The organism is Microbacterium sp. Root1433D1, assembly GCF_001426835.1.
Classification (GTDB): domain Bacteria; phylum Actinomycetota; class Actinomycetes; order Actinomycetales; family Microbacteriaceae; genus Microbacterium; species Microbacterium maritypicum.
The window spans coordinates 184,641-206,617 of the sequence record NZ_LMFN01000003.1; the positions used below are offsets into that span (position 1 = coordinate 184,641).

Sequence of the window (21,977 nt, forward strand, 5' to 3'; positions counted from 1 at the left end):
TCGGTCGTAGTCTGGACTGATGGCCAGGAAGATCGACATCGCGGACGGGCGCACGGCTCTCGATGCCGTCCGCGCCGCGGAGGCCGCGGGTGCGAAGCCGCAGCGCACCGACCTCGCCACCGCCGTGCGCTACCTGCTGCAGCTGCTCGACGAGAAGGCACCGGGCAACAGCGTCGAGGTGCGGGTGCCGCCGTTCGGTGCGGTGCAGGTCATCCAGGGTCCTCGACACACCCGTGGTACACCGCCCAACGTCGTCGAGATGGATGCCGCGACCTGGATCGCCGTCTCCACCGGCGCGGAGCGATGGGCGGATGCCGCGTCCGGCGGACGCATCCACGCGTCCGGCACGCGTGCCGACCTGAGCGACGTCCTTCCCGTGCGTCCGTAGCGCGACCGTGCGGACAGGGTCCGCGGAGAGGGCGTCGGCCTTCTGACGGACTCGGGCGCGGTCGATCGACGGTGCGGGTCAGGCCCGCTTGGCGCGCGCGATCTCGTCGGTGACCTGCTGCACGTCGGCGGGGTCGGCATCCCGCGCGAGGGCGACGTAGTGGTCCATGACGGCCGGTCGGTATCGCACGGGCATGGTCTGCCCCGGTGCGAGCCGGGTGAGCGCGGTGATCGTGAGATCCTCGTCGGCGATACCGCGGAACGACGTGCCCTCGACCGTCTCCACATCGAGCATCAGCACGACGCGCGGGTTGCCGTCGCTGCTGACCTCGCGCCAATCGACGAGAACACCGAGCGCGAGCACCCCGTCGCGCAGTTCCGCCTTGCGCCTGCGTGCCTTCGCGCTCAGCAGCGGGTTCGGCGTGACCCCGGGGAAGGCGGGCCCGACGCCGAGCGATTCCCGACTCAGATCGGGCCTGAGCTGGTCCATCAGATCGCTGAGGCTCTGCCTCTTCTTCTTCGAACCGAACATCCTCGCCCTCCCTCGCGTCGGCGCCGGATTCTCGGCCTGGCGCGTCGCCGCCATCGTGATTGTATGTCGCCGACCGACACGCCTCGGTCGAGGTCCGGATGCTGTCCGGCATGAGCGAGGACGAGCAGGCCGGAGCGCTGAAGATCCTCCGGAGCATGATCCGTTCGCTGCGCGAGGAGTCCTAGCCCGGCTCGGATCAGCGCCGCGCGACCACCAGGGGGACCCCCGTCACGGGGTGCGGGAACACGTCGACCGCTTGGCCGTAGACCTGCTCGATCCGGCCCGCCGTCAGCACTTCCGCGGCGGCGCCCGTCGCTGCCACCCGGCCGTCGGCGAGGAGCGTGACGCGGTCGGCGTGCGCGAGCGCGGCATTGAGGTCGTGCAGCACGATGGCCACCGCGATCCCGGCATCCGCACGCCCACGGATCAGCCGCATGACGTCTTCGTGGTGCTTCAGGTCGAGGGCGGCGGTCGGCTCGTCGAGCAGCAGGATGCCGGTGCTCTGGGCGATCACGCGGGCGAGGGCGACCCTGGCGCGCTCGCCGCCGGAGAGGGAGGGCACCGCACGGGCACTGAGCGCCGTCACCTCGGTCTGCGCCATCGCCGTGGACACCCGCTCGTCGTCATCGTCAGCCGCGGGCGTGCGCGCCCAGGGCGTCCGCCCCATGCGCACGACCTGCTCTGCGCTGAAGGGGAACGTGACGGTGTTCTCCTGCAGAAGCACAGCACGCTGTTGGGCGAGCGTGCGCGGCTTGACGCGGTCGATCGGCTGGCCGTCGAGCTCGACCGAACCGGCCTGTGCCATGACATCTCCCGCGAGCACCCCGAACAGAGTGGACTTGCCCGCCCCGTTCGGCCCGACGAGGGCGTGGATCTCTCCGGAGTGAATCTCGATGGACGCGTCGTCGAGGATCGTCCGCCCCTCGCCGACGCGGACCGTGAGTCCCGCTCCGCGCAGCCGCACGGTCATGCCCATCCTCCCGAGCGACGCCGCGTGCGCACGAGGAGCCACAGGAAGAAGGGGCCGCCCACGAGCGAGGTGATCATGCCGATCGGCAGGTCGGCGAGCGGTACGGCGGTGCGCGCGACCAGGTCGGCGACCGCGATGAGCAGTGCGCCGCCGAGCGCCGAGGCGATCACGAGCGGCAGGTGGGCGGGGCCGATCAGCATGCGCATGAGATGCGGCACGACGAGCCCGGCGAAGCCGATGATGCCGGCGAAGGCCACCGCCGCGCACACCAGGAGGGCCACGGTGACGATGACCACGATCCGCAACAGCTCGACGTTGACGCCGAGGTGCCGGGCGGTGCGCTCGCCGAGGGCGAAGAGGTCGAGACTCGGGGCGACGATCAGCGCTACCACCACGCCGATCAGCACGAGCGGAGCCACCAGCTGGATGTTCGACCACAGGGCCCCGTTGAGTGAGCCGAGCTGCCAGAACACGATCTGCTCGCGAGTGGATGTGGTGCCGAGAAAGGTGAGGAAGGCCATCCCGGCGCCCGCGATCGCATTGATCGCGATGCCCGTGAGCAGGAGGGTCACGACCTCGGTGCGGCCGCCGGAGCGACTGATGAAGTACACCGAGAACACCGCGATCAGGCCGCCGAGGAACGCGAAGGCGGGTGTGGTCCACATCCCGAAGGTCGCCAGCCCGAACGTGATGCTCGCCGCAGCGCCCAGCGCGGCACCCGAGGAGACGCCGACGACCCCCGCATCCGCGAGCGGGTTGCCGAAGATCGCCTGCATGAGAACGCCCGAGACGGCGAGGGCGGCGCCGACGAGGAGGCCGAGCACGATGCGCGGCATCCGCAGGTTGAAGATCACGCCGTAGTCGGTGGACGCTGTCGGCGCCCACGCGGTGTCGATCCCGACCCCGCGCAGCAGTACGCCGATCAGGGAGGTGGGGGAGAGGTCGTACTGCCCGCTCGTGATCGACACGATCCCGGTGATCGCGAGAGCGACCATCAGGCCGACCGTCACGAGGGCGAAGCGCAGGCCCCGGTACCTCGTCGGAGTCGGGGTGGCGACCTCCCCGGTCACGTCGCGGGCTCGGGGGCGTACAGGGCGCGGGCCAGGGCGCCGATCACGTCGGCGGTGCGCGGGCCGAAGCTGAGGATCTCGCTGTCGGCCATGTCGATCACGCGACGGTTCGCGCCGGCAGGGGTCTGAGCCACGGCGGGGATCCGCTCGATGAGTCCGTCGATGCCTCCCACCGATTCGAGGCCGTCCGTCATCATCACCAGCACGTCCGGCTGTGCGGCGACAAGGGCTTCGGCGGTCATCGGCTTCATGCCCTCCCAGCCGATCTCGGCCGCCACATCGACGCCGCCGACCGCGTCGATCAGGGAGTCGGCTCCGGAGTCCTCGCCGAAGATGTAGTACACGTTGGCGCTGCCGCGCACGTAGAGGAAGAGCATCCGGGCGCGGTCGGCCTCGTCGGTGGGCACGACGGCGGCGATCTCTGCGAGCGTCTCGTCGACGGAGGTGTCGAGCCGTGCGATGAGGGTCTCACCCCGGCGCGGCACCCCGAGCGCAGTGGCGATCTCGGTCACCAGCTCGTCGGTGGTGTCGAGACGGCGATCGCTGGAGATCACGACGACGGCGATGCCCGCGTCGCGCAGCTGCTGACGGACCTCCTTCGGACCGATCGTGGTGTCGGTGAGGACCACGGTCGGCGCCAGCTCGAGAATCGCCTCGGCGTTGAGCGTGTGGCCGGTCTTGGTCACGACCGGGAGCTCTTCGGTGCCGGCGAAGACGGTGGAGGCGTCGCGGCCGACAACCTGGTCGCCGAGTCCGAGCGCGAACACGGTCGACGCGATCGTGCCCGAGATGTCGATCGGGAGGATGCGGTCGATGTCGGCGATCTCGACCTCGTGGCCTTCGCTGTCGGTCACCGTCACAGGCAGCTTCGGAGCGCTGTCGTCGTCGACGGGCTCGATCGCATGGGTCGAGAGGCAGGCGGTGGAGGGGCCGGTGTGGCCGCGCACGTCGTCGATCAGGTCGAGCGCATCGAGCGGGACGGATGCCTGCGGGCAGTCGTCATCCGCGGCGGTAGCCGGTGCGGCCGTGGCCCCCGGCTCTGCGCACGCCGTGAGCCCGACGGCGAGAGCGGCGACGAGGATAAGGGCGGAGACGCGACGCATTAGGCAAGGCTATCCTAAAACTTGACGCGCGATGATGCGCACCTCTACGCTCGAGGTCGACGGCCTACTTAGCTAAGCCTAACCAAAATCCAACCTTCGCCCGACTGCATTGCGGCACCGCCGGCGTGCGTGTTCTTCTGCGCGCCCGGAGCCGTGGAGAACCGTGAACGCCTCAGCCACAGCATCCTCAGGGAGCGCCCGCATACGCGTGCTGCTCGCCGCTTTCGTCTCCTTCCTCCTCGTCGCCGCCGGTGCGGTGATCGTCCCGCCCGCGCACGCCGCCGGCGCGGCGGTCACGGCCGCGGTCGCCTCCGCGGGAACCTCGGGGGTGAGCGTGCAGGTGCAGGTAAGCGGTCTGCCCGAGGTCGAAGGCGCCTACGCGGCCCTCATCGTGAAGGGCACGGAGTCCGGGCTCAGCGGCGGGGGCGGGTACGCCGCGTTCGTCATGCCGACGGTCGCGGGAGGGGAGAGCACGTTCACGCTCGACGCGCCGGCCGGCTCGCTGGACCGCACGAAGGCGTACGAAGTGCTCGTCTGGCAGAAGCACTCGAATCCGAACGAGACCACGATCTACGGCCGCGGCGACGTTTCCGTCTCGGCCGGGCAGTGGGATGCGGTGTTCGGCACCGTTCCCACCGACCCGGGCACCGATCCCGGAACTGACCCCGGTACGGATCCGGGTACCGACCCCGGAACTGACCCCGGTACGGATCCGGGTACCGACCCCGGTACGGATCCGGGTGAGACCCCGAAGTCGGCGGCGATCGAGGTTTTCCTCGCCGACGGCACGACTCCGGCCGCAGGCGTGGCGCTCAAGGCGGGCGACAAGGTGGTCGTGAAGGGTTCCGGCTACGACCCGGCCGCGAACCTCGGGACCGAGGGCCGTGGTGTGCCGATCCCGAAGCACCTCCCGCAGGGGACCTACGTCGTGTTCGGCAACTTCGCCTCGGCATGGCAGCCCTCCGCCGGGGCCGCGTCATCGGCCCGCTCGGTGGGTACGCAGGTCTGGGCTCTGGCCGAGGGCGTGCTGAACCAGGTCCCTGCGCAGTACCAGGGTGCGATCCGCGCGCAGTGGGTCGACATCGCGGCCGACGGCACGTTCCAGACCACCCTGACGTTGAAGGACGCCGCGGCGTCCCCCGGCTCGTACGGTGTCTACACCTACGCGGCCGGTGGCGTGATCAATGCCGACCAGGAGCGCAGCGTCGCCCTGAACTACAGCGAGAACCCCACGGTCTCCGCGGTCGTGAAGACGGCCACCGCGAAGGACGGCCTGACCGTCACGGCATCCGCGTCGAAGCTCGGTGCGATCACCGGCGCGTACGTCGCACTGATCGAGAAGGGCACCGAGGCGAACGTCACGGGCAGCAGCGGGTTCCTCGCGATGCAGTACGTGCGTCCGATCTCGGGCGGCGTCTTCACGGCGGACCTGACCGCCGCCGCCGACACGCTCGACCGCACGAAGTCCTACGAGGTCATCGTCTGGAAGCAGCATTCCAACCCCGATGCGAGCACGATCTTCGCACGCTCGACCCTCACGATCACCGACGCGCAGTGGGAGAGCCTGCAGCCCGCCCCGGTCTCCGCAGCGATCGAGGTGTTCCTCGCCGACGGCACCACCCCGGCGGCCGGAGTGCCGCTCAAGGCCGGTGACGAGGTCGTGGTGAAGGGCGTGGGCTACGACCCGGCCGCGAACATCGGCGGACGCGGGATGCCGATCCCTAAGCACCTTCCGCAGGGCACCTACGTCGTCTTCGGCAACTTCTCCTCGACATGGCAGCCGTCGACGGGTGCCGCATCGTCGACACGTTCGGTCGGCTCGCAGGCGTGGGCTCTGGCCGAGGGCGTGCTGAACGAGGTCCCTGCGCAGTATCAGGGCGCGATCCGTGCCCAGTGGGTCGACATCGCGGCCGACGGAACGTTCCAGGCGACCTTGACGCTGAAGGACGCGGCCACGACGCCCGGTTCTTACGGCGTCTACACCTACGCGGCCGGTGGAGTGATCAATGCCGACCAGGAGCGCAGCGTCGCCCTGGACTACGGCGTCACCCCGGCCATGACGCCCACGGTGAAGTCTGTGACCGCGAAGGACGGTCTGACCGTCACGGCGTCCGCGTCGAAGCTCGGTGCGGTCACCGGCGCGTACGTCGCCGTCATCGAGAAGGGCACCGAGGCGAACGTCACCAGCAGCAGCGGATTCCTGGCGATGCAGTACGTGCGCAACATCACCGGAGGCGCGTTCAGCGTCGACCTGACCGCGGCCGCCGACACGCTCGACCGCACGAAGTCGTACGAGGTCATCGTCTGGAAGCAGCACTCGATGCCCGATGCGAGCACGATCTACGCGCGGGGCGCCGTCACGGTGACCGACGCGCAGTGGGACACCCTCTTCCCGGCAGGGCCGACCGTCGTCACGACTGTGAAGACGGCGACGGCGAAGGACGGTCTGACCGTCGCGGCCGCAGCCACGAATCTGGGCGAGATCGCCGGCGCATACGTCGCACTGATCGAAGCAGGAACCGAGGCAGACGTGAGCGCCGATGGCGGGTTCCTCGCGATGCAGTGGACGCAGAAGGTCACGTTCGGCGCCTTCTCCGTCGATCTCGCGACGGCGGCGAAGAACCTCGACCGCACGAAGTCGTATGAGGTCATCGTGTGGAAGCAGCACTCGAATCCCGATGCGAGCACGATCTACGCCCGATCGGGCGTGACCATCACGTCCGCGCAGTGGGACGCACTGTTCGACGTGGAGGTGCCGGAGGTGCCCGAGACACCGGTCACGCCGACGACCCCGGCGGCGAACGTTCCCGGCGGCTCCCTCCGCTGGGCGATCTCCTCGACGTTCACGAACTACATCACGAGCGATATCGCCAAGGGCTCGATCGCGGTCTCCGACGGCGCGACCCGCTCGGGCGGTCAGTTCCAGTTCGGCCAGACGGTCGGCGGCGACTTCGACATCGCCACCGGTCTCGGCAGCGTCGTGTACCGCGGTTCGGTGCGTTTCACCGGACACCAGGGCGTGCTCGATGTGACCGTGTCGAACCCGCAGATCCGCATCACGTCCGCGAACCTTGCGACGCTGTACGTCACGAGCGGCGGTGCGCAGGTGCCGTTCGCGACCCTCGACCTCTCGAATGCGGCGCGCATCGCGGCCAACGGCGCGGTGACGTACACGGCAGCCCCCGCGGCGCAGACTGCCGAGGGACGCGACCGCGTGCTGTCGGGCTACGGCACCACGCTGAACCCCGTGACGTTCACGATCGGCTCCGTCGCGGCGGCGCCGGCCGGCTCGAGCGGCACAGTGGCTGCGGCGGTCGTGAAGCCGAAGACCACGCTCCCGGCGACCCCGCCGGCGACCGAGGGCATCGACGCCGATGAGGCCAACCTGTCGGCCCTCGCCTCCGGGCGGCCGGCGACGGTGTCGGCATCCGGATTCCGCGCGAACGAGCAGGGAATCAAGGTCGTCGTCTACTCCACCCCGGTTCTGCTCGACACCGTGACGGCCGACGCGAACGGCGTCGCCACCTGGTCGGGTGCACTCCCGGCAAGTCTCGAGGACGGCGCGCACACGCTCACGTTCCAGGGCTCGGTGAACCGCGGTCTCGCCTTCACGCTGAACAGGGCCACCACCGCGATCGGTGTCTGCACGGTCGAGGGCGCCACGCTCGAGTGGGGCTACAAGGAGTCGTTCCGCACCTACATCGAGGGCATCGCGAAGGGCGGCTGGACGCTGACCGACGTCGCCTACCGGTACCCCGACTACGTGTGGGAGAACGGCGCCGGTTCGTTCGACGACAAGACCCTCGCCGGCCTGGTCTCGTACGGCGGCAGCATCACGTTCACCGGTCACGACGGCGCACTGAACACGACGCTCGCGAACGCCGGTGTCGAGCTCGCCGGAGAGAAGGGCTATCTCGTCTTCGACGTGACCGGCACCACGCAGGGCGGAGAGAGCATCGACCAGAAGGGCGTGCGTCTTGCAGAGTTCCCCCTCGGCGATGCGGCCGTGGTCGACGGTGTGTTGACGCTCGACGCGATCCCGACCACGCTGACAGAGGCCGGCGCATCCGCGTTCGGCACCTACGCCGCGGGTGAGGAGCTCGACCCGGTCACCGCCGTGATCCCGGTCGGCGCCGACTGCGGCGTCGCCGAGGAGAGGCCCGACTCCGACTCCGCGGCGACCGCAGTGGTGACCACCGCGAACGAGCCTGCTGACGCCGAAGGCGCCCCGGTGTGGCCGTGGATCGTCGGCGGCCTGGTCGTCATCCTGCTCGCGGCGACTGGCGGTGTGCTCATCGTCCGCCGCAACCGCGAGGCCGAGACCGCCGACACGGCGACCGAGCTCTAGTCGACGCGCACGACGGAACGGCCCTCCCCGCGGCGGACACGGGGAGGGCCGTTCTTCCGTCCCGATCTCGGGTACGCGGCATCCGTCGGTGGTGGGACAATGGATGCATGGCCCCCACCGACTCCCACCAGACCGTCGAAGCGACCGTGCGCCGCGTGCCGCGGTACGGCGTGCTCATGGGCATCGGCGTCGTGGTCGGCGTGATCGCGGCCGGCATCCTCACCTGGACCGGCAGCTTCGACGAGTCGCAGGCCCTCGACGTCGTCTACCCGCCCGGTCAGGTGTTCGGCTTCCTGCTGCTGTGGACGGTTCCGATCGGCATCGCGCTCGGCGGCATCGCCGGCCTGATCATGGAGCGCCTCGCCCGTCGTCACGACCGGGTCGTGCGAGTCGACCGCGAGACCGTCGTCGAAGACGACTGACCTCTACGCGAGTTCGGCGATCACCGGGCGGATCGCGGCGTCGAACGCCACGACGTCCCGACGCAGGCCATCGGTCACCGCCACCGTGAGTGCTCCGATCCACCAGATCCCCCGCTGCGAGAACGGCAGTACCTGCACGTTCAACTCGAACGAATGCGCGCGGCGACCGACCTCCCGCTCGAACTCCGCGATCGCGCTCGCATAGGCGCGGTAGGCGTCGCCGCCGGTGTGACTCTTCATCGAGCTCACATACCGGTCGTGTGCGGCCCGCGCGTAGAGGAGGGCGGACGTGGCCTGCGGGGCGATAGCGTCGGCGAGTTCCTCCGCGCCGCGGGCAGGCAGCGCGACGAGGGTGTCGAATCCGTCGATGAGCTCGAGGGGCACGTCGGAGGGATGCGCGCGAGGCTCGACCGTCATGTCCCAGTAGTCGCGCCACTGCGCCTCGATCGCGGGCGAGGCGTCGGCGGCGTCCGGTGCGCGCACGGCGAGCTCGCGCAGACTCGGGAGGTCTTCCGGAACCCTGATCCCGAGGTGCTGCCGCAGCGCGAGCGCGACGAGCACCGGAACGCTCGCGTCTTCGCGGATGAGCCACTGCGGCTTGTCGGCCATGGCCCCATCGTAGGCGGGGAGGGCGTCCGGATCCGAGGTCCGACTTCGCGGAGAGTCGGACCGGCTGCTGACGGTAGGATCGAGGTGTGGCTGCCTCCCCCACCAATCCCTATTCCGAAGCCGGCGTCGATACCGCTGCAGGCGATCTCGCCGTCGAGCTGATGAAGTCCTCCGTGCGCGCGACGCACGGACCCGAAGTGCTCGGCGGTGTCGGCGGATTCGCCGGCCTGTTCGACGCCAGCGCGCTGCTCGGCTATCGTCGGCCGCTGCTGGCCAGCAGCACAGACGGCGTCGGCACCAAGGTCGCGATCGCCCAGGCGATCGACAAGCACGACACGATCGGGCAGGACCTGGTCGGGATGGTCGTCGACGACATCGTCGTGGTGGGTGCCAGGCCGCTCTTCATGACCGACTACATCGCGTGCGGCAAGGTCGTGCCTCAGCGCATCGCCGACATCGTGCGCGGCATCGCCGAGGCCTGCTCCGCCACGGGTACCGCACTTGTCGGCGGCGAGACGGCAGAGCACCCTGGTCTCCTCGGGCCGCGCGACTACGATGTCGCGGGTGCCGCCACCGGCGTGGTCGAGGCTGACGCCATCCTCGGCGCCGAGCGCGTGCAGGACGGCGACGTCGTGCTCGCCGTGCAGTCCAGCGGTCTGCATTCCAACGGCTACTCCCTCGTTCGCCATATCGTCACCGGCGCGGGCATCAGCTACGCAGACACCGCGGCCGACTTCGGTACCACCTGGGGTGAGGCCCTCCTCGAGCCGACCCGCCTCTACACGCTCCCGCTGCTGCGCCTCATCGATGCGCTCGGCGGCGGCGTTCACGCGCTCAGCCACGTCACCGGCGGCGGCATCGCGGCGAACCTCGCCCGTGTGCTCCCGCAGGGGACCTGGGCGGAGGTCGATCGCGGCACGTGGTCGCCCAGCCCGGTCTTCCGCGTGCTCAGCGACATCGCAGGTTCCTCGCTCGAGTCGGCGGAGGGCACCTGGAACCTCGGCATCGGCTTCCTCGCGGTGATCGCGCAGGACAAGAAAGATGCCGCCATCGCTGCGCTCGCCGCAGAGGGCATGCCCGCCTGGCAGGTCGCGACCGTGGGCTTCGGCGCGCGTCCGGCCGGCGAGTTCGAACAGGGCGCCAAGGGCGTCGACGGCGGAGCGGTGCGCCTCGTGGGCGCCTACTCCTCCCACTGAAGAAACGGATGAAGTAACCACCCCATGTGCGGCATCGTCGGAATGGTGGGCTCTGCCCCGGTCAATCAGGACATCTACGACGCACTCCTGCTGCTGCAGCACCGCGGCCAGGATGCGACGGGCATCGCCACCGCCGAGGCGAACGGCGTGATGCACAACGCCAAGGCGCAGGGCATGGTCCGCGAAGCGTTCCGCACCCGCGACATGCGCGCGCTGCTCGGCAACGTCGGGCTCGGTCACGTGCGCTACGCCACCAAGGGCACGGCCTCGAACGAAGAGGAGATGCAGCCGTTCTACGTGAACGCGCCGTACGGCATCATCCTCATCCACAACGGCAACCTCACCAACACGCGTGAGCTCACGGCCGACATGGCCCAGCGCGACCGCCGTCACCTCAACTCCTCGAGCGACACCGAGCTGCTGCTCAACGTGCTCGCCGGCGAGCTGCAGAACACGACCTCGACCGTCGACCTCGACCCCGAGCGTGTGTTCGAGGCCGTCGCCCGCACGCACGAGCGCATCGAGGGCGCCTATGCGGTGATCGCCGTGATCGCCGGCTACGGCCTGCTCGCATTCCGCGATCCCTTCGGCATCCGCCCGCTGATCCTGGGTCGTCGTCCCTCGACGGTCGACGGTGCGCACGGCAAGGACGAGTGGGTCGTCGCCAGCGAATCGCTCGTGCTCGAGAACGGCGACTACGACGTCGTGCGCGAGGTCGAGCCCGGCGAAGCCGTCTTCATCACCAACGACGGCGAGCTGTTCTCCAAGCAGTGCGCGACGGCCGCGACTCTCGCGCCGTGCGCCTTCGAGTACGTCTACCTCGCCCGCCCCGACTCCGTCATGAACGGCATCTCGGTGTACGAGTCGCGGCTGCGTATGGGCGATCGTCTCGCCGACACGATCGCCAAGCACGTGCCGATGGACAAGATCGACGTGGTCATGCCCATCCCCGACTCCTCGCGCCCCGCCGCGATGGAGGTCGCCCGCAAGCTCGGCATCGAGTACCGCGAGGGCTTCTACAAGAACCGTTATGTCGGCCGCACCTTCATCATGCCGGGGCAGGCGGTGCGCAAGAAGAGCGTCCGTCAGAAGCTGAACGCGATGTCGACCGAGTTCCAGGGCAAGAACGTGCTCCTCATCGACGACTCGATCGTGCGCGGGACCACTTCGAAGGAGATCATCCAGATGGCGCGGGATGCCGGGGCCGCCTCGGTGACCTTCGCCTCTGCAGCTCCTCCCGTGCGGCACCCGCACGTGTACGGCATCAACATGCCCTCGCGGCACGAGCTCATCGCTCACGGGCGGACGATTCCCGAGATCGCCGAGGAGCTCGGCTGCGACCACCTCGTCTATCAGGAGGTCGAAGACCTCAAGGCGGCGATCATCGAGGGATCGGTGCTCACCGACCTCGACATGAGCTGCTTCGACGGCCGCTATGTGACCGGCACCGTCTCGGATGAGTATCTGGCCTGGGTGGAGGGGTCGCAGACCTCATGACGATGCCGAGCGCACGACCGCTGTGGCAGGGTCGGGCACTCGCACTCGTGGGGATCGTCCTGGTGGCGTTCTCGCTGCGCTCGGCGGTCGCCTCGCTATCCCCGGTGATCGATCATGTCGCCGCGGACTTCCCGGTCTCGCCGGTCGTCATCGGCCTGATCGGCGCCGCGCCGCCGGTGTGCTTCGCGATCTTCGGTCTGCTCACGCCGCTGTTCGAGCGCCGATTCGGTCTGGAGCGGATGGCCGTCGCCGCGATCACGCTGATGGCTCTGGGGTTGCTCCTGCGCGGCTTCGCCGTGGATTCGACGACCCTGCTCGCGGCGACGGCCGTGGTGTTCGCGGGGGTCGGCTCGGGCAACGTGCTGCTGCCGCCACTGGTCAAGAAGTACTTCCCCGATCGACTCGGGGTCATGATGACCATCTACTCGACCACCATGGCGGTGTCGACCTTCCTACCTCCGCTCGTCGCGGTGCCGGTGGCCGACTCGCTGGGCTGGCGGGTGTCTCTGGGCATGTGGGGCCTCGTCGCGGGCATCGCGCTGGTGCCCTGGGCGGCGCTTCTGCTGAAGAACGGCCCGCGATCGGGTGAGCCGGTGAAGACGGAACTGCTCGTCCCCGATCCCACCGACGGTGTCGACGACGTGCAGGATGCGGTGGCCGTCGCGACCGGTCCGATCTCGACCGCTCCGGCGAACCGTCGGCACTTCGCCCGCCTGTGGAGGCTGCCGCTCGCCTGGGCGCTGGCGATCGTCTTCGGGGCATCATCCACCATGGCCTACGTCTCGTTCGCCTGGATGCCGACCATGCTCGTCGATATCGGCGGTGTGACTCCGGCGACCGCAGGGTTCCTGCTCTCACTGTTCGCGCTGATCGGTCTGCCGTGCTCGCTGCTGGTGCCGATCCTCGTCGTCCGGTTCCAGGCGACGCGTCCGCTCTTCTTCGTGGCCGTCGGCGGCGGGCTGGTCGGGCTCGCCGGTCTCCTGTTCGTCCCGACCGTCGCGCTGCCGCTGTGGGTGAGCATCTTCGGCCTCACCGCCATCATGTTCCCGCTCAGCCTCGTGCTGCTCAGCATCCGCGCCCGCACACCGGAGAGCGCCGTCGCGCTGAGCGGTTTCGTGCAGAGCATCGGCTACGCGATCGCGGCGACCTTCCCGCTGCTGGTCGGGCTGCTGCACGAGACGACCGCGGGCTGGCAGATCCCGCTGCTCGTGATCGCGGGCGTGCTCATCGTCGCGATCCCCGCCGGCATCGTTGCGGGTCGTCGTCGCACGGTCGAGGACGAGTGGGAGCGCCGGCACGGTCGCTGGTGAACCCCGAAGAATCCGACCCGCAGACCGAGCCGCGTGGCGCGGCTGAGGGCTATCGGGCGGATCTCGGCGGTGCGGTCGACGAGCGCACGATGAGCTGAGGATCGGTGGAGGGCATGTCGCCGACCGCATCGTGCCCCTCGATCTGGGCGATGACCCGGAGAGCTGCGGCACGGCCCATCGCCTCGAAGGGCTGACGGACGGTCGTCAGGGCGGGGGAGGCGTACGCGGCGAGGGCGATGTCGTCGACGCTGACCACGGACACATCATCGGGCACGCTGCGGCCGGCCTCGTGCAGGGCGCGGATCAGACCGAAGGCCATCTCGTCGCTGCTGACGAACACGGCCGTGGCCTCGGGGATCGCCGCGATCGTGCGACCCGCGCGGTAGCCGGATTCGGGCGTCCAGTCGGCGGGGATCAGCGGCGGCGGCACGATTCCGCGATCGCGGAGCGTCTGCTCCCAGGCTTCGCTGCGCTGCTGCGTCTCGGTCCAGTAGTCGTCGCCCGAGACGTGCCAGACGGTCTTGTGCCCGAGGTCGAGCAGATGCTCGACGGCGAGGCGGGCGATCGCCCTCTGGTCGACGGCGAGCGGGGCGTCCTCATCGAGAGAGGTGCGCTCGCTCCGGGTCGCGGGTGTGCGCTCGGTCCGCGCCCGCATCGCCGGGCTCTCGAGCTCGACCGGCACGCCGAGGATGATGCCCTCGGCTCCTTGCCGCTCCAATCGGTCGAAGGCCTCCAGGAACGCCTCGGCCGACGCATGGTCGGCGACAGCGGCCGTCGACACGGTGTACCCGTTCGCTGCAGCGGCCTGCTGGATGCCGACGCCGAGCGCCGCCGACGAGTACCGGTCGGTCGAGACGACGATCACTCCCAGCACGCGGGTGCGACCGGAGGCGAGGGAGGCGGCGGCGGCGTGCACGCGGTAGCCGAGCTCCTCGACCGCCGCCATCACACGCCTGGCGGTGTCGGGGCGCACGTTGTCCTGCCCCGACATGACGCGGGAGACGGTCTGCGTGGAGACACCGGCAAGCTGGGCGACATCGACCTGGCTGGGGGCGCGGTCGTCTCTCGGGCGACGAGGTGACATGTGCTCAATGGTAGCGATCAATCGGCGTAAATCCAGGAGGCGGCGAGTCGTGTGATGCGATAATGTGAACGCAAACACTCGTGCTTGGAGCGCTATGCCTGACCTTCTCGCCTCGGCTTTCGACGGCTCTTCCGTTGCCGTCGATGCCCCGGCCGCCGCGTCGCCGATCGGCGCGCCCACCCTGACCTGGCGCGACGGGGAGATCCTTCGCGACGGCGTCGCCCACCGCATCCTCGCGGGCTCGATCCACTACTTCCGGGTGCATCCCGACCAGTGGGAGGACCGACTGCGCCGACTCGCCGCGATGGGCGCGAACACTGTCGACACGTATGTCGCCTGGAACTTCCACGAGCGCGTCGAGGGCGACGTGCGCTTCGACGGGTGGCGCGACATCGAGCGCTTCATCCGCCTCGCCGGGGACATCGGCCTGGACGTGTTCCTCCGGCCCAGTCCCTACATCTGCGCCGAGTGGTCCAACGGCGGCATCCCGTCCTGGCTCTCGGGGCGCGTCGCGGCGCTGCGCACCAGCGATGCCGGCTTCCTCGCCGCGGTCGACGCCTGGTACGACGAGCTGATCCCCCGGCTCGTCCCGCTCCAGGCCTCGCACGGCGGTCCGATCGTCGCGATCCAGATCGAGAACGAGTACGGTTCGTTCGGCAGCGATGCCGCCTACCTGGCGCACCTGCGCGAGGGGCTCCGCTGTCGCGGGATGGTCGAGATGCTCACGACCGCCGACGGCATCACGGGCGACATGATCGAGCACGGCAGCGTTCCCGGAGCCATGGCGACGTTCACGTTCGGCACCGGCGTGGCCCGGGCCGTGGAGCTGCGTCGTGAGGGGGATGCGCTCATGTGCAGCGAGCTGTGGGGCGGCTGGTTCGACCACTGGGGTGAGCGGCACCATGTGCGCTCCGCCGCGAGCACCGGAGGGACGATCGAGGAACTGCTCGCCGCAGGCGGATCCGTGAGCCTGTACATGGCGCACGGTGGAACGAACTTCGGCCTCTGGAACGGGGCGAATCACGACCGGGTGCTGCAGCCCACCGTCACCAGCTACGACTCGGATGCCCCCATCGGCGAAGACGGAACGCTCAACGAGAAGTTCCACGCGCTGCGGGCGATGTTCGCGCCGTTCCACGCATCCGAGCTCCCTCCGGTTCCGGCAGACCCGCGGCGACAGGCCGCAGCGTCCGCACCGCTCGAGCAGCGAAGCTCCTTGCTGCAGCTCGTCGCCACTCTTCCCGTGACCGGAGAGGTCTCGCCGCGCCCGTGCACGTTCGAGGAGCTCGGTGCCGAAGACGGCCTGGTCGTCTACGAGGCGGATGTCTCCTTCCCCGCCGATGCGACGCTCACGATCGACGGACTGCACGATCGTGCCGTGGTGTTTCTCGACGCCCAGGCGCTCGGGGTGCTCGAGCGTGATGGCGAGACCTCCCTCGCTCTGCCCGTCGATGGCGGAGCGGGACGGCTCACGCTCGTCGTCGAGAGTCTCGGACGCATCAACTACGGCCCCTACACCGGGGAGGGCAAGGGCATCATGCGCGGCGTGATGATCGGTCGTCGGCTGGTCAACGGCTGGACGCATCGCCTGGTTCCCCAGGAGGCTCCGACCGCGGCGCCGGGCCTCGACCGATCCGCGGAGGCGTCAGACGGTGTCGCCGTCGCGTTCTTCGACATCGCCGAGCCGCTGGACGCCTGGCTCGCCTTCCCCGGGGGGTCGAAGGGGATGGTCTGGTTGAACGGCTTCCTGCTGGGGCGCTATTGGAAGGTCGGTCCGCAGGAGACGCTCTATGCGCCGGCGCCGCTCTGGAAGGTCGGACGCAACGAGCTCGTGGTGCTCGACACCGACGGCCTCGGCGCGACGGTCGAGATCCGCGACGAACCGTCGTTCGGGGAGACCGAGGAGTTCATCGGCTCCTGATCCGCCCTGTCGCATTCCGAGGCCCATCCTCCGCGCCGAGACCCATCGTCACCGGCGGCTGTGAGGGTGGGTCTCGGCGCTGAGTGTGGGTTTCGCCGCCGTAACGGTTCGAAGATGTTTGCGCTCGCTCGGTGAAAAGCCTTGATCTTAAGGTGATCGTGCGCATATTGTGATAGCGCAAACATCGATGAGGGTTGTCGATGATCATCTGCGACGCACCGGAGCGTCTGTGCTCCCGGCGTCACCCCGACCGAGAGGCAAGACGTGTCGAAACCTTCCCGACCGCCCCGCACCGCCGTCGCCCTCAGCTCCCTGCTGGCGACGGCGCTCGCATTCGGTGGCGTGCTCACTCAGGCGCCAGCCGCGCAGGCTGCCGACCTGATCCCGGTCCCCAAGGCCGACTACCGCCTGCACGCGGTGTCGAGCGAGTCGGACCCCTATCCGGCTCCGCCGTCCCTCGACGGCACGGCCCTGGGTGCGTTCGACGGAGATTTCGCGACGCAGTGGACATCGCGGTACTCCGCCAACGCCCCGTTCCCGCACTGGATCGTCGTCGATCTGCAACGGTCGCTTTCGGTGAAGGCCCTCGACTACTCGGGCAAGGTCGGCCAGCGCATCGACGCGAAGAGCGTCGAGGTCTATGTGACCGACGACGCCCAGGCCGCAGCCCTGTCCCCAGCGGAGGGCAGTTGGGGAGCTTCGGTCGCGACGGCGACTCTGCACGCGCCGACCGCGAACAGCGAGAAGCAGCGCATCTCGCTGGACACCGCCGTTGACGGTCGATATGTCGCCCTGCTGATCATCGATGCGCAGGACATGGCGGGCAACGGCGGTGGGGCCGGCGAGATCGAGGTCCTCTCCGACGAGCAGCTGCCGCCGATCGTCACCGAGCCCGAGATCCCCGACACCGATGAGACGGTCGAGATCGCCGACGGCGGCACGACCGCTGTCGTCTCGACGGAGTTCCCCCGCATCACCGGGTACCGAGTGGGCAGCGAGAGCATCGCCGGACAGCGCTCCTCGGCGAAGACCTGGTCGGTCAACGGCACCGCCTACGCGTCGCAGACCACCTCGACGCCGTCGGCCACCGGAATCGACTACGTGTCGACGCTGACGGGCATCGACGTCACCGTGCGCAGCAGCATCCGCGTCGCGAAGGACGGCACCGTCGGGTTCGAGGTCACCGCGGTCGAGGGCACGGCGACCGTGACCACGCTCGGTCTCCCCGACAACGCCTTCCTCTCCGCGAGTGCCGCGGATGCCGGGTCGGTGCTCGATCGCACGGTGATCAGCCCCGACAGCACGAAGAACGCCGATGAGCACATCGCGGTGAACGCATCGACGGCGACCGGGCAGAAGGGTGCGGCCTTCGCATTCCTCGGCAACGGGGCTCTCGTGGGCAGCGTGATCAGCAACGCGACCACCCAGGCCTCCGGCGGCACCGCATCGTGGAACACCCGCCTGACCACCCGTGTGACCGAGGCCGCAGGACGCACCGCCGAGATCGGCTCCAGCGCCTGGCTGATCCATCCGACCACCGCCGTCGACAGCCGGGTGACGACGTACGCCCTGCCCAAGGTGACCGTCCTCCTCACCGCCGACCGCAACGCCGACGCGAGGGTCGACTGGCAGGATGCCGCGATCCGCTACCGCGAGGTCGACACCCCGCGTCTCGGAGCCGACCGGGTCGCCGAGCGCGTGGTCAGCCGCATCCCCTTCAACTTCGCCTCCAGCGCGACGAACTACTTCGACCTGGTGCTCGACAACACCAAGCGCATCGCGAACCAGACGGACGGTCTCGGCCAGTGGGTGCTCAACAAGGGCTACGGCAGTGAAGGCCACGACTCGGCGAACACCGACTACGGCGGGAACTACAATGAGCGCGCGGGCGGCCTCTCCGACCTGAACAACCTCGTCGACGAGGGCGCGAAGCTCAACGCCGACATGAGCGTGCACGTCAACGCCACCGAGATCTATCCGCAGGCGAACGCCTTCGACTCCGCGATCCTCGACGGCACGCCCCCGTACAAGCCGGGCTGGAACTGGCTCGACCAGTCGTACTACATCAACCAGCAGACCGACCTCGGAACCGGCCGGGTGCTCGACCGCTTCCAGCAGCTGCGCGACGAGGTCCCCGGCCTCAGCGGCGTCTACATCGACGTGTACTACTCCAACGGGTGGGTCGCCGAAGAGCTCGCGGACGAGCTGAACGGCATGGACCTCGAGGTCGCGACCGAGTGGGGCGACAAGTTCGTCGACAGCACGGTCTGGTCGCACTGGCCGAACGACCTGGCCTACGGAGGCAAGGACAACAAGGGCATCAACTCCACCATGGTGCGCTTCATCCAGAACGGGCAGACCGACGTCTGGAACGACGACGCCCTGCTCGGCCAGCAGCGACTGATCGACGCCGAGGGCTGGGTCGGAAACCGCAACTGGGACGGCTTCGTCGACAACATCTGGAAGCAGAGCCTGCCGACCAAGTTCCTGCAGCACTTCGACCTGCTCACCTACGAGGCGGGCGCCGAGGCGACCCTGACGGACGACGTGGCCGTGCGCATGGACGGCAGCACCAGGGTCATCACGATGGACGGTGCCACGGTGCTGCGCGGCGACTCGTACCTGCTGCCGTGGCAGTCGCTGGAGTCCAACGAGGACTCCGGCTCACCCGTCGACGCCGACAAGATGTACTTCTACTCGGCCTCCGGGGGAGACAAGACGTTCGGCCTCACCGAGGCCTTCCGCGGCAACACCGCCTTCGACGTGTTCGAGCTCGGCGACCAGGGGCGCGTCAAGATCGGCGCGGTCAACGCGGCAGGCGGTGAGCTGACGCTCAGTGCAGAGAAGGGAACGGCCTACGTGGTGGTGCCCCAGGGCGGCGCGCAGCGTGCGGCCGTCGAGTACCGCGACGCCGGCCTCGACGACCCCGGGTTCAACTCCGGCTCGCTCGATGTCTGGAACCCGCAGGGGGATGTGACGATCGAGCGCACCGACCTGGGCAGCGCGAAGAACGACTCCAGGGGCGACAACATCGCCGTTCTCGGTGCATCCGCGTCGTCGATCTCGCAGACGGTGACCGGACTCACTCCCGGGCAGCGGTACGCGTTCTCCGCGCAGGTGCAGATCGACCCCACCGCCACCCGTGACGTGAGCGTCTCGGTCGACACCGGCTCCGGTGCGGTGACGCGCACCTGGAACCTCTCGCCGACGTACAACTACATGCGCGCCGACTCCAAGGCGGGCCAGTACTACCAGCGCGGCTCGACGTCGTTCCTGGCTCCGGCATCCGGTGAGGTCACCGTCTCCGTCGGTGCCGTCGCGGGTGACGCGAAGGTCCGCATCGACAATGCCCGCGTCTCGGCCGACACCACGGCGCCGTTCGCGGCCGGCACGGTGTACTCGAACGACTTCGAGGGCAACGAGGCCGGCTGGGGGCCGTTCGTGAAGGGCGACGCCAACGGCATCGACGACCCGCGCACGAGCATCTCGCGCCGGCACGACCCGTATGCGAGCAGCGACTGGCGCAACACCGCCAAGCCGTTCGATGCCGGCCCCCTCGCGGGGCTCGCGGTGGACACAACGCTCAACGGCGATCACTCGCTCATGTCGCACTCCGAGAACAACGGAGTCGTCTACCGCACCGACCCGACGCTCGTTCCGCTGCAGGAGGGACACTCGTACCGCATCGGTTTCGACTACCAGGTCGGAGCGAGCGGCGCGTACCGCTGGCTGACCGGAACCGACGCGGTGTCTGGCGGCACGGTCACCTCGACCACGCTCAGCCGCACCGGGATCACGCAGGCGCTGGAGACGACGGAGTTCACGCAGGACGTGATCGTCGGATGCGGCGACTACACCTGGGTGGGACTCGAGCGCGTCGGGGGACCGGACGTGGACTTCGTGCTGGACGACTTCACGGTCACCGACCTCGGCCCCACGACCGGCGGCACTCCCTGCGCGACGGTGTCCGGCGAAGCGGGTGTGCTGAGCCCCGGTGCGCAGACCGCGTTCACGACCACCTTCACCAACAGCGAGTCCATCGCCGTCGAGAACATCGGCGTGCAGCTCGAGGTGCCGGAGGGCTACGCGGTCGAGGTCGCCGACGGCTCGTCGAACGTGTTCGGCGAGGTCGCGGCCGGCGACAGTGTGGAGACCACCTGGCTGGTCACCGCACCGGCCGCGGCCGCGGGAACGACCGTCGGCATCCGGATCGCCGCGACGTACCTCGCAGACTGCGATGTGCGCTCGGTCACCACCACCCAGGAGGTGTCGGTGTCCTCGCGAGCCCGCATCCCCAACTCGCAGATCTCCGTGACGGCGAGCTCCGAGGAGACGTCGGGTGAAGACGGTGCGGCCGCGAACATGCTCGACGGCAACGCCGGCACGTTCTGGCACAGTCGGTGGAGTTCGGCGGCGACGTCGTACCCGCACGTGGTGACGTTCGACCTCGGCGCCGCCGAGCAGGTCGACGGCATCTCGTACCTGCGCCGCGGTGCCAACCAGAACGGTCCGATCAAGGGCTACGAGGTCGCGGTGTCGACCGACGGACAGACGTACACCCCCGTCGCCTCGGGAGAGTGGAAGAACGCCGCCGAGTGGCAGGACGTGGACTTCGTGGAGACCACGGCCCGCTACATCCGGGTGACCGCCACCTCGTCGATCTCGGGGACGCAGTTCGCGGCCGTCGCGGAGATGGCCGTGTACGGTTCGTCTGCCCCTCAGGACGGTCACGCACCCGAGACGCGTCCCGAGGACGACCTGAGCGACTGCAACCCGGTGATCGATCCGAAGCTCGGACTCGACGCCGACGCGGTGCGTGCCGGGGAGACGGTGGGCATGGCGCTCACGGGCTTCGGCCCGGGAACGACGGTGTCGGTCTGGCTCGACGATGTGAAGCTGACGGATGCCGCGGTCGACGCCAAGGGCGCGTTGACGACGCGTCTGCTGATCCCGGCGAACACGCAGCTCGGAAAGCACCGAGTGATCGTGCAGGATGCGGCGGGTGCGGAGCTGGCCAGCGCTTCGGTGAAGGTCGAGAAGTCGAAGCCGGGGAAGAAGGCGACCGTCACCCCCTCCATCGGATCTGTGGCGGCCGGGGCGACCCTGACCGTGCAGCTGAGCGGCTTCGAGCCCGACGCTCTGGTGCAGCTCTGGCTGCACTCCGAGCCGGTGCGCATCGGGGAGCTGACCATGTCTGCCGACGGTGAGGCCGTGGCGACCGTCACGATCCCCGCGGCGACACCCGCCGGTGCACACGCGCTCGTCGCGACCGACGCCCAGGGCGTCGAGCTCGCGCGCGGCGACCTCGCGGTCACTGCGGCGGCGGGAAGCGGCAACCTGGCGACCACCGGCGCGGAGGGGGCGATCTGGGCTGGTGCGGCTCTCGCGGCCCTGCTCGCGATGGGTCTCGGTCTGGGGCTCTGGCTGCGGAGGCGCCGCCACAGCTGATCCGCTGATGCAGAACGGCCCGGAGGGGAATCCTCCGGGCCGTTCTGCTGCACGCGCGGACGCGGCTTCCTGCACGACAG

Annotated in this window: 14 protein-coding genes; 8 read left to right on the forward strand and 6 right to left on the reverse strand. The window is 69.3% G+C overall.

The window, feature by feature from the left end:
• The first annotated feature begins 19 nt into the window (after positions 1 to 19).
• A complete protein-coding gene (locus ASD13_RS11970; RefSeq protein ID WP_055869379.1) occupies positions 20 to 388 on the forward strand; it encodes a sterol carrier family protein in 369 nt (122 codons plus the stop codon).
• A 78-nt stretch (positions 389 to 466) separates the two neighbouring features.
• On the opposite strand, the gene ASD13_RS11975 is transcribed toward ASD13_RS11970, so the two are convergent.
• The 4 genes from ASD13_RS11975 to ASD13_RS11990 all read right to left on the reverse strand — a co-directional run bounded on the left by ASD13_RS11975 (position 467) and on the right by ASD13_RS11990 (position 4,062).
• On the reverse strand, positions 467 to 919 hold the full coding sequence (locus ASD13_RS11975; RefSeq protein ID WP_055869382.1) for a hypothetical protein: 453 nt from the start codon (positions 917 to 919) through the stop codon (positions 467 to 469).
• A gap of 196 nt (positions 920 to 1,115) precedes the next feature.
• Positions 1,116 to 1,895, reverse strand: coding sequence for a heme ABC transporter ATP-binding protein (locus ASD13_RS11980; RefSeq protein WP_442922328.1), 780 nt, complete (start codon positions 1,893 to 1,895; stop codon positions 1,116 to 1,118).
• Positions 1,886 to 2,959, reverse strand: coding sequence for a FecCD family ABC transporter permease (locus ASD13_RS11985; protein WP_055869388.1), 1,074 nt, complete (start codon positions 2,957 to 2,959; stop codon positions 1,886 to 1,888). Before ASD13_RS11985 ends, ASD13_RS11980 begins: the two co-directional genes overlap by 10 nt.
• Positions 2,956 to 4,062 (reverse strand): heme/hemin ABC transporter substrate-binding protein, encoded by a 1,107-nt coding sequence (locus ASD13_RS11990; RefSeq protein WP_055869395.1) that lies wholly within the window; start codon positions 4,060 to 4,062, stop codon positions 2,956 to 2,958. Before ASD13_RS11990 ends, ASD13_RS11985 begins: the two co-directional genes overlap by 4 nt.
• A gap of 163 nt (positions 4,063 to 4,225) precedes the next feature.
• Between ASD13_RS11990 and ASD13_RS11995 the strand changes: the two genes are divergently transcribed.
• A complete protein-coding gene (locus ASD13_RS11995) occupies positions 4,226 to 8,410 on the forward strand; it encodes an HtaA domain-containing protein (RefSeq protein ID WP_157535629.1) in 4,185 nt (1,394 codons plus the stop codon).
• A gap of 107 nt (positions 8,411 to 8,517) precedes the next feature.
• Complete coding sequence (locus tag ASD13_RS12000) at positions 8,518 to 8,832, forward strand: hypothetical protein (protein ID WP_017831327.1); 315 nt, start codon at positions 8,518 to 8,520, stop codon at positions 8,830 to 8,832.
• Between the two features lie 3 nt (positions 8,833 to 8,835).
• On the opposite strand, the gene ASD13_RS12005 is transcribed toward ASD13_RS12000, so the two are convergent.
• The gene (locus ASD13_RS12005) at positions 8,836 to 9,441 is read right to left on the reverse strand and encodes a hypothetical protein (protein WP_055869399.1); all 606 of its coding nucleotides are present in this window, start codon (positions 9,439 to 9,441) and stop codon (positions 8,836 to 8,838) included.
• 86 nt (positions 9,442 to 9,527) lie between these two features.
• Between ASD13_RS12005 and purM the strand changes: the two genes are divergently transcribed.
• Genes purM through ASD13_RS12020 form a run of 3 tightly spaced genes read left to right on the forward strand, consistent with a single transcriptional unit; the run spans position 9,528 to position 13,444 of the window.
• On the forward strand, positions 9,528 to 10,637 hold the full coding sequence (gene purM / locus ASD13_RS12010; protein ID WP_055869402.1) for a phosphoribosylformylglycinamidine cyclo-ligase: 1,110 nt from the start codon (positions 9,528 to 9,530) through the stop codon (positions 10,635 to 10,637).
• A 24-nt stretch (positions 10,638 to 10,661) separates the two neighbouring features.
• Positions 10,662 to 12,134, forward strand: a complete 1,473-nt coding sequence (gene purF, locus ASD13_RS12015) for an amidophosphoribosyltransferase (protein ID WP_055869405.1) — start codon at positions 10,662 to 10,664, stop codon at positions 12,132 to 12,134.
• Entirely contained in the window at positions 12,131 to 13,444 is a 1,314-nt protein-coding gene (locus tag ASD13_RS12020; protein ID WP_055869408.1) for an MFS transporter, read from the forward strand. Before purF ends, ASD13_RS12020 begins: the two co-directional genes overlap by 4 nt.
• Positions 13,445 to 13,493: 49 nt before the next feature.
• On the opposite strand, the gene ASD13_RS12025 is transcribed toward ASD13_RS12020, so the two are convergent.
• Entirely contained in the window at positions 13,494 to 14,528 is a 1,035-nt protein-coding gene (locus ASD13_RS12025) for a LacI family DNA-binding transcriptional regulator (protein ID WP_017831332.1), read from the reverse strand.
• A 94-nt stretch (positions 14,529 to 14,622) separates the two neighbouring features.
• Between ASD13_RS12025 and ASD13_RS12030 the strand changes: the two genes are divergently transcribed.
• Positions 14,623 to 16,449 (forward strand): glycoside hydrolase family 35 protein, encoded by a 1,827-nt coding sequence (locus tag ASD13_RS12030; protein WP_082531490.1) that lies wholly within the window; start codon positions 14,623 to 14,625, stop codon positions 16,447 to 16,449.
• Between the two features lie 264 nt (positions 16,450 to 16,713).
• Complete coding sequence (locus ASD13_RS12035) at positions 16,714 to 21,897, forward strand: endo-alpha-N-acetylgalactosaminidase family protein (protein WP_055869410.1); 5,184 nt, start codon at positions 16,714 to 16,716, stop codon at positions 21,895 to 21,897.
• Positions 21,898 to 21,977 lie beyond the last annotated feature (80 nt).